This window comes from Chryseobacterium lineare (assembly GCF_977014045.1).
Genome location: NZ_CDRNIQ010000001.1, coordinates 1,952,881 through 1,968,565, shown reverse-complemented (window position 1 = coordinate 1,968,565; position 15,685 = coordinate 1,952,881). Strand labels below are relative to the sequence as shown.

The 15,685-nt window shown below is 38.3% G+C and carries 6 protein-coding genes; 3 read left to right on the top strand and 3 right to left on the bottom strand.

The annotated features are described in order from the left end of the window. Window positions 1-59: 59 nt before the first annotated feature. Both ACWNCI_RS08535 and ACWNCI_RS08530 read right to left on the bottom strand, forming a co-directional pair. Window positions 60-2,132 (bottom strand): alpha-ketoacid dehydrogenase subunit alpha/beta, encoded by a 2,073-nt coding sequence (locus ACWNCI_RS08535; protein ID WP_449387987.1) that lies wholly within the window; start codon window positions 2,130-2,132, stop codon window positions 60-62. Between the two features lie 81 nt (window positions 2,133-2,213). Next, window positions 2,214-4,319: a S8 family peptidase gene (locus tag ACWNCI_RS08530; protein ID WP_449387986.1), complete on the bottom strand. Its 2,106-nt coding sequence runs from the start codon at window positions 4,317-4,319 to the stop codon at window positions 2,214-2,216. A gap of 247 nt (window positions 4,320-4,566) precedes the next feature. On the opposite strand from ACWNCI_RS08530, the gene dnaE reads away from it, so the two are divergent. The 3 genes from dnaE (at window position 4,567) to ACWNCI_RS08515 (ending at window position 14,545) form a co-directional block, all read left to right on the top strand. Then, a complete protein-coding gene (gene dnaE / locus ACWNCI_RS08525) occupies window positions 4,567-9,240 on the top strand; it encodes a DNA polymerase III subunit alpha (protein ID WP_449387985.1) in 4,674 nt (1,557 codons plus the stop codon). Between the two features lie 307 nt (window positions 9,241-9,547). After that, window positions 9,548-12,259 (top strand): choice-of-anchor J domain-containing protein, encoded by a 2,712-nt coding sequence (locus ACWNCI_RS08520; RefSeq protein WP_449387984.1) that lies wholly within the window; start codon window positions 9,548-9,550, stop codon window positions 12,257-12,259. Window positions 12,260-12,574: 315 nt separating this feature from the next. Then, window positions 12,575-14,545, top strand: a complete 1,971-nt coding sequence (locus tag ACWNCI_RS08515; RefSeq protein WP_449387983.1) for a T9SS type A sorting domain-containing protein — start codon at window positions 12,575-12,577, stop codon at window positions 14,543-14,545. A gap of 279 nt (window positions 14,546-14,824) precedes the next feature. Here ACWNCI_RS08515 and ACWNCI_RS08510 read toward each other — a convergent pair whose 3' ends face one another. After that, entirely contained in the window at window positions 14,825-15,652 is an 828-nt protein-coding gene (locus tag ACWNCI_RS08510) for an ion transporter (RefSeq protein WP_449387982.1), read from the bottom strand. Window positions 15,653-15,685 lie beyond the last annotated feature (33 nt).

Genomic DNA, 15,685 nt, shown 5'->3' with positions numbered 1-15,685 from the left:
AAGCATACAAAAAAACCTCTAAAAGAAATTTTAGAGGTTAAATTTTATTTTTATCTGAATTAATTTTTCAGCATTTCTTCAATCTTTAGACTTAATTTTTCAGCATTAGGCAACATGGCTTTTTCTAAAACTAAGTTGATAGGAACCGCAGGAGTATCCAGAGATCCTATTGTTTCAACAGGGGCATCAAGATATTTGAAGCAATTTTTAGAAATTCTGTGTGCAAAAGCTTCAGCAAATGAGTTGTTCAATTGTTCTTCTGTAAGAACGATGCATTTTCCGTGAGCTTTTACCCTTTCAAAAACAAGTTCTTCATCAAGCGGAATCAATGTTCTTAAATCAATGACTTCCACTCTTCCGTTAAAGTTTTTCACGGCGTCTTTAGCCCAGTAAACGCCCATCCCGTAGGTTACAACTAACAAGGTTCTGCCTTTTTCGGTTTCATCTTTATCAGCTTCGATGATTACTTTTCCTTTTCCGAAAGGTAAGATATAGTCTTCTGCAGGTTCGATAGTTTTGGCATCTTCCGTTCCGGGAACTTTACTCCAGTACAATCCTTTATGTTCGAGCATGATCACCGGATTCGGGTCGTAATATGCTGCTTTTAACAATCCTTTAAAATCAGCAGCATTGCTCGGATAAGCAATTTTTATTCCTTTAATATTTGCTAAAATACTTTCAACGCTGCCACTGTGGTAAGGTCCGCCGCCGCCATAAGCTCCAATTGGAACACGGATGATATTGCTTACGGGAAATTTACCCTGGCTTAAATAATTCGATTTTGAAATTTCCGTAATCAGCTGGTTGATTCCGGGATAAATGTAATCGGCGAATTGTACTTCAACAATTGGTTTTAATCCGACTGCGCTCATCCCTGTTGTAGAACCGATAATATAGGCTTCCTGAATGGCGGTGTTGAAAACTCTTTTGCTCCCGAATTTCTTTCCTAACGTTACCGTTTCGCGGAATACACCACCGATTCTTTCGCCCACATCCTGTCCATACAGTAAGGCTTCAGGATGCTTCCACATCAGCTCCTGAATGGCATGAATGGCAGCGTCAACCATAACGATTTTTTCACCACCCTGAGGCTCACGCGTTCCAACTTCTTCAGTAATAGGAGTCGGTGCAAAAATATGTTGCATTACGGTTTCAGGTTTCGGATCTTCTGCTTTTTGAGCTCTTTCAAAAGCTTCTTCAGCTTCAAGACGGGCTTTTTTAGTGATCTGTTTTAATAATTCTTCATCAACTCCGGATTCCAGCAATTGATTTCTAAGAATCTCTCCCGGATCTTTGGCTCTATGTTTTGATAAATCTTCTTCATCTCTGTAGAATTCTCTTCGTACCCCGGAAGTGTGGTGACCGATAAGAACGGTTTTCGCACAAACGACTAAAGGTTTTCTTTCAGTACGTACAAAGTCTACTGCTTTTTTCATGACCTCAAAGCTTTCAATGAAATCTGTTCCGTCGACTCTCATTCTGCTTAAGCCTGTAAATCCGGCTACAAAATCGTAAGCGTCGCAGGTTCTGGCTTCCTCTTTAGTTACGGAAATTCCCCATTCATTATCCTGAATCAGGAAAATAATCGGCAGCTGATGTAATGCTGAAAACTGAAGAGCTTCACTCACTTCACCTTCCGTTACTGAATTATCTCCGAGGCTGCAGACTACAACCGGATTATTTTCAAACTGCTGAAGATTAAAATCCTCAATATATTTTATCCCCTGTGCAATACCCGCTGTAGGAATGGTCTGCATTCCTGTGGCAGAGCTCTGGTGAATTATTTTAGGTTTATCTTCATCTCTGCTTGACGGGTGAGAGTAGTAAGATCTTCCTCCTGAAAAAGGATCGTCTGCTTTTGCCAATAGCTGAAGCATCAGCTGATAAGGTTCAAAACCTATTCCTAAAAGAATACTTTCGTCTCTGTAATAAGGAGATATCCAGTCTTCTTTTTTAAGCTGGTAAGCAGTGGCCAGCTGAATGGCTTCGTGGCCTCTTGATGTACTATGAACGTATTTGGTAACATTTCGGTTTTCTTCGTAAATGTCTGCCATTGCCTTGGCAAGCATCATATGGTTATAAGCTTTAAGCAGAATTTCCCGAGAAACTTTTTCGTGAAGTGTATTTTCCATAGGAAGCAAAGATAAACAAAAAAACAAAACACTAACAATCGTTAGTGTTTTGTGTATTCATAAAGCTAAAACAATATTTTATTATTCTTTAATCACTTTTTTAGAGATTGTTTCACGGGCAGTTTTTACTTCGATGATGTAGATTCCTTTAATATATGGAGTAAGATCGATGCTTTCCTCATTGTTGTTAATGGTTCCGCTTTGTAATTTTTTGCCGGACAAATCATACACATTAAAGACGGACTTTTTCGGTGCTTTTAATACTTTAACAAAATCTTTGGTAAGCGTAGGTGCTACGATTATTCCGTTGTCTGTTGCTACATCGCTTGTTCCTAATGAAGACTGGGTTTGTCCGGTCACCATAATCGAATAGCTTTGTGGGGCAGAAGATCCGGCTTCATCAACCAATGTTCCTTTGTTTGTTATTTCGATTCTGTAGCTTCTTCCGGCCACAGGAGCATCAATAACCACCTGTTCAACATTATCAACCGTATTATCAGCTTTTGTTGCAGGCGTTAAAGGACTGTTGGCATCAAGTTTCCAAGGATAATATACCGTGTTGGTGGTAAGATCTATAATTCTAAGATCGAGATCATTAATTAATTTTGATGATCTGTTGTTGTAAACATCTGATACAAACTGGTAATTCGGTTCATATTCCGGATCTATCCAGCTGATGGTTGCTTTTAGTGGCTCGCTTCCAGATGCTATAACGGTTTTAGTGTTTTTTACTCCGCTGTTGAGTGTTTCATCATTGAAGATTACGGTATTGTTTGATTTACCAACGAGTAATTCCGCTCCTTTTTTAGCATCAATAAATCCCCATCCAAACCATGGATCCGGACCAATATTTCCTGCTTCAGCAGCAGAATGAACGGTAAGTACTTTTGCTGAAGCAGCATTAAGCAATGCATTATTGAATAGCTGCTTGTAAATCTGAGTCCAAAGCCCGATGATCCCTGTCACAACCGGTGCTGAAAAAGAAGTTCCGCTTCCACCTGCCCATACGCTGCTGCCTGTGGCTGATGTCGCAGCATACAGCACATCTGTTCCTACTGTGGAGATGTCCGGCTTTATTCCGCCGTCGTCTCTTGGACCTGCACTGCTATATTCTGAATGCACAACGTCACTTGATGTGGTGTAGCGGAAATTATTGGTTGTGATGATGTCTGTCGCTCCTACAACAATTATATTCTTTGCCAGTGATCCTGTTCCAATACAATCGTACCCTTGTGAGCAATTGTTTTGGGGAATTGTATCAGTAGAGCTAAAGGCTACCTGACCGCTGGAATTTCGGTAATATTTCGGAGCGGTTGAGGTAGAACCGTTAGGTCCCATGTCAAAATAGTTTCCTGAAGATTTTACAATAATGAAAGAAGGATTATTATACACTAACATGTCATAGTTATAATCGCTCGTATTGTAAGTGCCTTGTAAATCATAGAATGTGCTTCCGCTTTTAGATCCATTATATAAAAAGGAAGTAATATTTCCACTGGTGTCGTAATTTATTGTCCATCCGGAATTAACACCATAAGAATGATTGGAAATATTGGGTGAAGCAGTAAGAATTTTATCAAAAACAGTACTTGTGGAAGTGTCACCAGGCAAAGTAGTTGTTGCGAACATATAACTGTCCATCGTGGAATTGACAGCAACTCCTTTAGCATTTCCTACAGACACACCGCCGCTGGATAAATTAGCACTTTTTCCACCGATAAAACTTCCTACACCTGTAGAATGGTCAGAATAGTCTTGTGTGCTTTCTTCTTTATTAGTGATTCTGTTGGGTGCATTATCAAAAGCGGTATGAGCTGCATATATTCTTCCGCCGTCGAAAATTGTATATTTAATGTTTTCTCCGTTGAAAGCACCTGTAAGCCCTGAAATATTACCTGCGGTATTCAGTTGGTCAGAATTGGAATTCGACAATTGTCTGGTATCATGCTCCTCTAAAAAATAAGGGATGTCAAAATTGAATCCTCCTAAACGTGATTTTAATGAATCTATTTTTTTCTTCGTTGATGAATCAGGATTTTTTCCGTAAACCTTTTCAGCATAAGCATCAAATTTTTTTTCATTCTGAATCTTTTGCTGCTCAAATTCTCTTTTTAGAATTTCATTATTCTTTTGTGCATACGCTGATATACATAGCAATGTGCCAATAAAGACTAGACTTTTCTTCATATCGGTTAGTAATTATAAATTTTGCCTAGCAAATATATATAAAGTTCATATTTGTTAAATAATAATTGAGAATATTTTAACTAATCTTAATATAATTTTAATTAATCTTAAAAAATTCATTAAATTGATCTATAATTAGAAAATAGATGTACGTATTCCTTTTAAAAACAATTCTATTAAGACACTTACATCAAAAAAATGAAGTAACTTTACATTCTCTTTTAATTAAAAGCTAGAAAAAAGTTACATGTATTTAGTTTTTGACACAGAAACCACAGGTTTACCAAAGAATTTCAACGCTCCGCTTTCAGACTCAGACAACTGGCCAAGAATGGTACAGATTGCGTGGCAGTTGCATAATGATGACGGAACATTAATTGAAAATCAGGATTATATTATAAAACCGGAAGGATATGACATTCCTTTCAACGCTGCAAGAATTCACGGGATCACTACCAAAATTGCCAATGAAGAAGGTCGTGATCTTACTGAGATTTTAAATGAATTTTCCAAAGTTTTAGAAAAAGTAAGAGTCGTTTCCGGACATAATGTAGAGTTCGACTACAATATCGTTGGAGCTGAATTTTACCGCAAAAATATCAAAGACAATCTTCAGGAGAAGCCAAGAGCCGATACTATGGTTCTGGGAACAGATTTCTGCCAGCTTGGAGGAGGCCGTGGTGGCAGATTTAAACCTCCGAAACTGGAAGAACTATATGAAAAGCTGTACGGACATAAGTTTGAAGAAGCCCACAATGCTGCGGCCGACGTAAATGCTACGGCTCAGGTGTTTTTCGAGATGATAAGAATAGGAGTGGTACCGGCTGAGGTTTTAAAAATTTCTGAGGATCAGCTCACGTATTTTAAAACGCTTTATCCCGATCCGATCAAGCCTTTCAATATTGTTATCAGGAGACAGGTCGCAGATTTTCATAATAAAAAGAAACAGCAGGATTTCGGAAGTATTGATGAGATTGATCTCGGGAAATATTTCAATTTTAATAACCACAGTGTCTTCTCCACTCTTTCGGCGACTTCCAGCATTAATGATCTGATTAAAAAAGCTACCGATGATAACTTTCCGGCGGTCGGAATGGTGGATTTGGGAAATATGATGGGGGCTTTTAAATTCGTTTCTGCCGTGGAGGGTGTTAATGGTGACAGAGCTAAAAAGCATAAGGAATATTTAGCTAAAAAGCAGGAAGCGGAGGAAAAGGGTGAAATGTTCAGTGATGCCGAACCGGTTTCAGAACCATTGATTCCCGTGGTCGGTTGCGAATTTTATATTTCCGACCGCTATGAGCAAAAGCAGTTTACCAAAGATGATCCCGACAGGAGAACGCAGGTTGTTTTACTGGCGAAAGATTTTAACGGATATAAAAATCTGGCAAAGCTTTCAAGTATCGGTTTTCTTAAAGGGTTTTATTTTGGAGTTCCAAGGGTAAGCCGCGAATTAATTGCTCAGTATAAAGAAGGTATCATAGCCTTGACTTCCGGCATTCACGGTGATATTCCGGATGCTGTTTTAAATACGGGTGAACATAAAGGGGAGGAGCTTTTTAGATGGTGGAAAGATACTTTTGGAGACGATTTCTATGTTCAGATTCAAAATCATAATTTGCCTGAAGAAGAGCATTTGAATGATGTCCTCCTTCATTTTGCAGATAAATATAATGTTAAAATTTTAGCACAGAACGAGACTTTTTATACCAATAAAGATGATTCTAATATTCAGGATATTGTAAGCTGTATCAAAGACGGTGAAAAGCTTTCAACGCCTGTCGGTAAAGGTTTTGGTAAAAGAAGAGGCCTTGCTACGGGGGAATATTATATCAAAAATTCTGATGAAATTAAAGAAACTTTTTTAGCATATCCAGACGCTTTTGATGCTTATGAAGAATTTACCGCAAAATTTAAGCCTTATACTTTAAAAAGAGATGTTCTTCTCCCTAAATTTGATATTCCTCAGGAATTCGTTCATGCAGAAGATGAAACAGATGGTGGAAAACGAGGTGAAATGGCTTATCTGACCTATTTGACCTATGAAGGAGCCAAGAAAAGATATGGAGTTGATGGAATCACGGAAAGTATTAAAGAACGTCTTGATTTCGAGCTTGAAGTAATTGCCAATACAGGATATCCGGGATACTTCCTGATTGTACAGGATTTCTGTAATGAAGCCCGCAAAATGGGCGTTTGGGTTGGTCCGGGGCGGGGTTCTGCGGCAGGTTCTGCGGTAGCGTACTGTATCGGAATTACCAATGTAGATCCTATTAAATATGACCTCCTTTTTGAGAGGTTCCTGAATCCGGAAAGGGTTTCCATGCCGGATATTGATATCGATTTTGATGATGAAGGTCGTGACCGGATTATCAAATGGGTAATTGATAAATATGGACAGAACCAGGTAGCGCAGATCATTACATATTCCGTTTTGGGAGGTAAATCTGCCATTAAAGATGCCGGAAGAGTTCTGGATGTTCCGATTCCTGACACGAATAATATAGCCAAATTAATTCCTTCCACACCAGGAATGAATATTGCTAAAGCTTTGGCTAAATATGATAAATTGAAACCGGAGGAGCAGATGCTCGTTGACGAAATGCGATTTGTTCTGGATAGTCCTTCAGATCCCCGTCATGATGTGTTGGCGAGTGCGAAAAAAATGGAAGGATGTATCCGGAATACCGGGATTCATGCCTGTGGGGTTATTATTACGCCGGAAGATGTGAGTAATCTTGTTCCGGTAACGATTGCAGCGAAAGACGCAGATATTTTGGTATCCCAGTTTGATAACTCAGTTGCTGAAAGTGCAGGTCTTCTTAAGATGGACTTCCTGGGGCTTAGGACACTGACCATTATTAAAGATGCTCTGAAGCTGGTTAAAGAAAGGCACGGTGTCGACATTGATCCGGATGAAATCCCGTTGGATGATACTAAAACGTATCAGCTGTTTAAAGAAGGACGAACGATTGGGATTTTCCAGTATGAAAGTCCGGGAATGCAAAAGTACATGAGGGAACTTAAACCTACTGTTTTTGCTGACCTTATTGCGATGAATGCTTTGTATCGTCCGGGGCCGATTAAATATATCCCGAATTTCATCAACAGAAAACATGGAATCGAAGAGATTGTTTACGATTTACCGGAAACCGAAGAATATTTAAAAGAAACTTACGGAATTACCGTTTATCAGGAGCAGGTAATGCTTTTATCTCAGAAACTGGCCAATTTTACAAAAGGTGAAGCTGATACACTGAGAAAAGCGATGGGTAAAAAGCAGATCGACGTTCTTAATAAAATGTACCCAAAATTTATCGAAGGCGGAAGAAAAAACAATCTCGACGAAGAAAGATTGGAAAAAATCTGGAACGACTGGAAAGCCTTTGCAGAATACGCCTTTAATAAATCTCACTCAACGTGCTATGCGTTTATTGCTTACCAAACCGCATTTTTAAAAGCCAATTATCCTGCTGAATATATGGCGAGTGTGATGAGTAACAACATCAACAACACGGACTCTATAACCATGTTCATGGAGGACTGCAAAAGTATGGGCGTAGATGTTCTGGGGCCTGATGTTAATGAATCTCAATATAAATTCTCTGTAAACGAAAAAGGACAGATCCGTTTTGGATTGGGAGCTATCAAAGGTATTGGGGAAGGACCAAGTGAAGCCATCACAAGAGAAAGAGCAAACGGCAGATTTAAGAATATCTATGATTTTTTTGAAAGGATTCTTCCTTCTCAGATGAATAAAAGAGTTGCTGAAAGTTTAGTGCTGGCCGGTGCTTTTGACGAACTGGATTCTTTCCATAGAGGTCAGTATTTCGATATTGACATGGCTGGCAGAACAAATCTGGAAAGGTTGATCAGATACGGGCAGAGCTTCCAGGAAAGTAAAAATGAAATGGAAAATTCGCTGTTTGCGGATTTTGCAGAAGAAGTGCAGATCGAGCAGCCGAAACTCCCGCCGTGTCCCGAATGGCCGAATATGCATAAGCTGAATAAAGAAAAGGAAACCATAGGGTTCTATCTTTCTGCACATCCGCTGGATGAATTTAAATATCAGTACCAGTTTATGCAGGGTCAGTTGTCTAAAAAGGCAGTGTTGGAAAAAGAAGACGAAGTAAAAATAGTTATTGACGAGCCCCCTATTCTCGAACAGGATGTGCCGGATGTTGCTGATCTTGTAGAAATCGTTTCCGATGAATTGGTGGCTGGTGAAGAAGAGATTATTGAAGAGGTTACTAAAAAAGCAGAACCTAAGGGAGTTTTTCACTTTCTTAATCTTGATGAAGTAGATGCGTACAAAGAGCAGGCTTTTGCCAATAAACAGGAAGAATTGTTTGAAGAGAAGAAAAAAGACTGGAAAACGTTGCAGAAAGAAAGAGAAAATGGTGGCGGTGGAAAAGAATATACCGTTGCGGGTCTTATTACCGAATATCGCGTGCAGGATGGTTTCAGAAGCGGTGAAAAAGTCGCTTTTGTGACACTCGAAGATTATTCCGGATCTTATTCTTTCAGACTTGGCGATCGTGATTATATGCGTCTTAAAGAAAAGCTCGAAGTGCAGCGTTTTGTGATTTTTAAGATTAAGTTTGCGCAGGTAAAAGACGGAAGGGTTTTTGTAAATGTCAATGAGGTTATTGAGCTTCAGGAAGCATTTGAAAAATTTGCGAAAAGTATCTCTCTTGTAATGGATGTGATGGATTTCAGGCCGGAAGATCTCATATTTTTCAGAACAGTTCTTGAAAGAAATCAAGGGAATCAGAAGCTTAAGTTTTATATTAAAAATACCAATGATGATTCCGGGACAGAGCATCTTGAAGTGCAGTCGATGAAGCATTCGGTGAATCTCAGTGGTGAACTAATCAAAGAAATTCAGTTGCTTAATAAGTATGAATTTTATTTAAATTAATACAGACTTATCATAATCTGAAGAAGCCGTCTCAAACTTGGGACGGCTTTTTAATTTTAAATTTTATTTATGTTAAATGGAAATTATTGATTTGATTTTTAATAATAATTACATTACTTAAGTATCTTAAAATCAATATCTTGTTTCAATTCATTAAATTGTGATGTTTGTATTTAAATCAAATGAACGTTTAGTTTTATATAATAATTTTAAATTTTGATTAATTTTTTTATATAAAAATTAACATTGTGTTTGATATAATGTAATTTATTAATATTTTTATCCCCTAATTTTAATTTACTAAGGAATGAAAAAACTATTATTTTTTCTTTTGGGATTGCCTGCTTTAAGCTTTGGGCAATGGACGGAAAATTTTGATGCAGCTACCACCATGCCATCTGGTTGGGCTGTAATCAATAACGGTGGAGCAAATGGATGGGTATTCGGAACTCCTGCTTCGGGGACGGCGCAATCAGGAGCTAATGTTGCGTCTCTTACGTTTAATGATACAGCTCATAATGATTATTTGATTACGAAAGCTGTTACGGTAACAGCTGGATTGAGTGACAGAATTTCTTTTTATATAAAGTCAAGAAGTTCTACTTTTCTAGAAGATTATGAGGTTCTGCTCTCTACGACAGATCAGACTGCAGGAGCTTTCACTACCGTGCTTCAGGCTTCGCAAAATGCACCAGCGACTTGGACAAAGAATACATTTAGTCTGTCGGCTTATGTAGGTCAGACGGTGTATGTTGCTATTCATGCAACCGATACAGATCAATGGCAATTGTACGCAGATACATTTGTGGTAGACTCGGCTCCAACTGCACCTCCATCTTGTACAACTATTACTTCGCCAACAAACGGAGCTATTGGAGTAAATCCGGACGGAATTTTAAACTGGAATATGATTCCGGCTGCAAATGGCTACAAAGTTAGAGTAGGGACGACTCCCGGAGGAAATGACATTGTAAATAATGTTGACGCCGGAAATGTACTTACTTATAATATCACGGGTAATTTAAATACAAATACCATGTATTATGCTACAGTAATACCTTATAATTCGATTGGCGATGCGACAGGGTGTTCCGAGATCTCCTTTACAACAGTTGCTTCACCTTCCAATAATGATTGTGCAGGTGCAATTTCATTAACTGTAAATCCTGATTTATTGTGTGGTGCTATATCTTCAGGAACAACAATTGCTGCAACTTCTTCTACGGAAACTGCACCAACATGCGGTGCAACGGGTACAAATGATGATGTTTGGTTCAAGTTTACAGCTACTAATACTTCCCACAGAATTACACTTTCTAATGTATCCGGATCTACAGACATGGCAATGGCTGCTTATAGCGGTGCTTGCGGAAGTTTAGTACAAGTATTGTGTAGTGATCCTAATACTATGGAATTGACAGGATTAACCGTTGGTCAGGAATATAAGGTAAGAGTATGGACTTTATCTTCTACAGTAACAACGACAGCAACCTTTGATATATGTGTAGGAACCCCGCCGCCGCCGCCTGCAAACGATGAATGTACAGGGGCTATTGCGCTTACTGTAAATCCTGACCTTAACTGCACGTCTGTAGGATCAGGAAACACTTTGTCGGCAACTACATCTATGGCAGCAACTCCATGTTCTGGTAATCCGGATGATGATGTTTGGTTTAGTTTTGTTGCTACGGGTACTTCACATGTTGTAACATTATCCAATGTTGTATCTACCGGAACATCTACTGCTTCAGATATGTATTTTCAAGTATTGAGCGGTACTTGTGGATCATTGACAAGTGTATTGTGTTCAGATCCAAATTCTTCTACATTAACCGGATTAACTCCTGGTCAGACATATTATGTAAGAGTTTATACTTTTTCAGGAGCCGGATATAATACAAGTTTCAATATTTGTATAGGAACGCCACCGCCACCGCCAGCTAATGATGATTGTGCAGGTGCGGTTACATTAACTGTAAATCCGGATCTTGTTTGTGTTGCTACAACTTCGGGAACAACACAAAGTGCAACTCCTTCCACAGAAACTGCACCAACATGCGGTGCAACGGGTACAAATGATGATGTTTGGTTCAAGTTTACAGCTACTAATACTTCCCACAGAATTACACTTTCTAATGTATCCGGATCTACAGACATGGCAATGGCTGCTTATAGCGGTGCTTGCGGAAGTTTAGTACAAGTACTGTGTAGTGATCCTAATACTATGGAATTGACAGGATTAACCGTTGGTCAGGAATATAAGGTAAGAGTGTGGACTTTATCTTCTACAGTAACAACGACAGCAACCTTTGATATATGTGTAGGAACTTTGCCACCGCCGCCTGCAAATGATAACTGTTCAAATGCTGTGTCATTAACTTTAGGTTCAACATTTGCTCAATATGCTATTTCAGGTACAACATTAAGTTCTACCAATACACCTGCTCTAACAGCTAGCTGTCTTTTCACACCTACAAACGTTGGTGGTAATGTATGGTACAAGGTTACAGTTCCGGCTTCCGGTAATGTAACAATTGAAACAGATGCAGTGGCTGGTTCTTTATTAACAGATACTGTATTGTCAGTGTACACTGATTGTGGCACGATGACTTCTATAGCTTGTGATGATGACGCTGGTAATGGTAACTTCTCTAAAGTTGTGTTGACAGGACAGACTCCGGGTACAATATTGTTTGTGAGTGTTTGGAAATTCTCAACAGCGACAGATGACGCATTTCAGGTTTCAGCATATGATACTACTGTTTTAGCGACAAATGAAGTAAAAGACGCTAAAAATAACATCAAAGTATATCCAAACCCATTCAATGATGTATTGAATATTTCTGATGCTTCTAATGTTAAGAATGTTTTGATTATGGATATTGCAGGCAGACTAGTGAAAACCATTGCAAATCCGGGATCTCAGCTTCAACTTGGAGAATTGAAACAGGGAATGTATTTAGTGACTTTAGAAATGAAAGATGGTTCTAGACAATCAATTAAAGCTATTAAAAAGTAATTATTGCTTTATTTAAAATTTAGCGGCTGGTTTCAGCCGCTTTTTTTATGCACATTTATAGAATTTAAGCTGGATAAAATTTATAGATATAATAGTTTGGATTAAATTATAATCAATAAAACGAACAGATGTCGAAGTATAAATTTATTTCTCTAATAGATGATAAAAGTGAAATATGTAATATTTTGTATAATATGTTATTGTATTTACTGGTGTAATGATTTATTTTTAAATTTTTTTAAAAAAAATACTGCTAAGCGTGATGGGTTAATAAATAATTATTAATTTCGTTATATTAATTAGCAAAAATAAATTATGACAAAATTTCTACTTTCATGCTTATTGTTTTTAAGTATGATGCTTAATGCGCAGATAAATTTGGGCGCGGGAAGCACAGATGTCGGAGTTGCTCCGATAAGCACCTATTTCGGATATTCATATGTGCAGCAGATTTTCACAAAACAGGAAATCAATGCAAATGCGGCGGGAAACATTACAGGATTAAAATTTTACCTGGATCCTTCAATGTCAATCGCAAGTTCATCGGAATGGGTTGTATATTTAGGACAAACTACCAAAACTGACTTTACTTCGGATTCAGATTGGATTCCTCTTGCGCAACTTACGCAAGTCTTTTCCGGAACAGTAACCAATGCAAATGGAGTAATTGAAATTACCTTTGCAACACCTTATGCTTACAACAATGTGGATAATTTGGTGGTAGCTGCGGAAGAGAATTCGGCAGGCTATGATAATAATGATTTTGATGAAGCGATGTATGTGTATCCGGGAGTTGCGAACTCCACGATCACTTACAGGGATGATAGTGTAAATCCGGATCCTGCTTCTCCTCCTTCAGATGGAATTCGCAGAGATTATAAATCTGTTATTACTTTTGATGGGTTAACGATGAGCTCTACAGCTGCATGTCCTATTGTTACCTATCCTGTAAATAATTCTTCTTTTGTTCCATTATCTCCGGTTATAACTTGGAATAATTCATTTGGTGCTACAAGCTATAAGGTTTCAATCGGTACAACTTCAGGCGGAACAGATATTGCCGATCAGGTTTCTGTTAGCACCAATAGCTTTACTCCGGCAACTCCTTTTGCGCCCAACACTGTTCTATATCTGAAAGTTATTGCAGTAAGCGCGGCAGGAGAATCTGCAGGATGTTCTGAAGTCATGTTTACAACAGCGCCGCCGGCACCGGTAAATGATGAATGCCTTACGGCAACTACATTAACGGTAAATCCGGATCTGAGCTGCGGTACTGTAACGGCAGGTTATACTATTGGAGCTACAGATTCCGGTACTGCGCCTGACCCTTGCTATGGAGAGGCGGACGACGATGTTTGGTTCAAATTCGTTGCAACAGATACAAGGCATAAAATATCACTTTTGAATATTCAGTCTGTAGGAAGTGAACCAGACGATACAGATACTTACTTCCAGGTATTCAGCGGAGGATGTGGAGCTTTATCAAGTATTCATTGTTCAGATGGTGAATCAAGTACTGTTTCTAATCTTACGCCTGGAGAAACTTATCTTGTAAGAGTTTACAGCTATTATGGTACTGGCAGCAATCAAAGCTTTGATATCTGTGTGGGTACATTCCCGCCGCCACCTGCTAACGATGATTGTGCTGGGGCTCTTGTAGCAAGTGTTTTCCCATATACCTATGTTCAAAACGATAGTGACGGAGTTACAAATAACGCAGGGATAATAGATGTTTGCGACAATGAGATGAATGATGGAACATGGTTCACTTTTGTTGGAGACGGTGATACATTCAATATTACAGTTACAATGCCGGCAGGAAGCAATTTTGATCCACAGATTGGCGTTTACAGCGGAACCTGCTCAGCTTTATCATGTGAAGATACAGTTGACAGTGGGGGATCAGGTGGTACGGAAACACTTTCTATCTCAACGCTTGCCGGAAATACTTATTATGTAAATGTTGGCCATTATGATGGCTGGGATGATATGCCGGAAGGAGCCTTTACTATCGATATTACAAAAGGTACATTAGGAACTTCTGACGTGAAATCTGAAAAGAAAAATATTAAAGTATATCCGAATCCTTTCACAGACGTAGTGAATATTTCAGATGCAGCCAATGTAAAATCAGTTTCTGTTTCTGATGTTTCAGGAAGACTGTTAAAAGTAATTGATAATCCTGGATCTTCAGTTAATTTAGGAGAATTGAAACAAGGCATGTATTTCTTGACACTTACCATGAAAGATGGTTCAAAACAAACCGTTAAAACTATTAAAAAATAACTGTAAGAATTATAGCAAAATGAAAGGCGGTCTTTTTAAGATCGCCTTTTTCATTGGGTGTAAATTTTTAACCATATCATTTATTGTCAACAGGTTGTAAATTCCCGGTATTAAGACTTTCGAAAACAGCCGGAAAGAAAGTAACAAGAATGAAATAAATAATGACCATTAATACGATTAACGAAAATAGTATAATTACTAAAGAGTTGGGCTTATTTTTCTTTTTTGGTTCCATGATGTGTGGTATTTGGTTAATAGATATAATTAGAATATTCTATACTAAGCCAATTTCTTGCCACACTGCTTACAATATCTTGCATCATCATCAATGTCTTCATTTCCGCAACGGTCGCAAATTTTTTCCAGATTTTGTCTTTTGTTGCGCATTTCGGCGGTTACAATTCCGGTGGGAACAGCGATAATTGAATAACCGGCCAGCATCAGAATCACCGCAAAAAATTTCCCCATAGGCGTAATTGGAGAAACATCGCCGTAGCCAACAGTCGTTACCGTAACCACAGCCCAGTAAATTGATTGCGGAATAGTTTCAAAACCAGGTCTTCCGCCCTCGACCATAAACATCAACGAACCGACAATTACTGAAAAAATAATCAGGAATAAAAGGAAAATATAAATTTTTCTCGAGCTGTTTTTTAAGGCTCTTACAATCACAGAACCATCATTCATGAAGTCCATAAGATTAAAAACCCTGAAAACTCTAAGCATTCTCAGCATTCTGAAAATCAGGAAATATTTGGTTACCGGAAAGAAAAAACTCAGATAAAAAGGAACAAGCGCCAGAAAATCAATAATTCCGAAAAAGCTGAAAATATAATGACGCTTATTTTTTACCACAGCAATACGGGAAAAGTATTCTGCTGAAAAAAAGATAGAAATAATCCATTCCAGAATAATAAAAGTGTAATGAAATCTCTTGTCGAGTCTGGGAATGCTTTCCATCATAATAATGGCCGTGCTTATCAGAATCAGCGACAGTAAAATGATGTCAAACAGCTTTCCAAGTTTTGTGTCGGAGCGGTAAATGATTCTGTAAAGATATCGCTTCCACCATGCATCTTCCGGAACAAGATTATGTTCTCTTTCCATTTTAATGTTTTTTTAAATATAATAAATTATCCT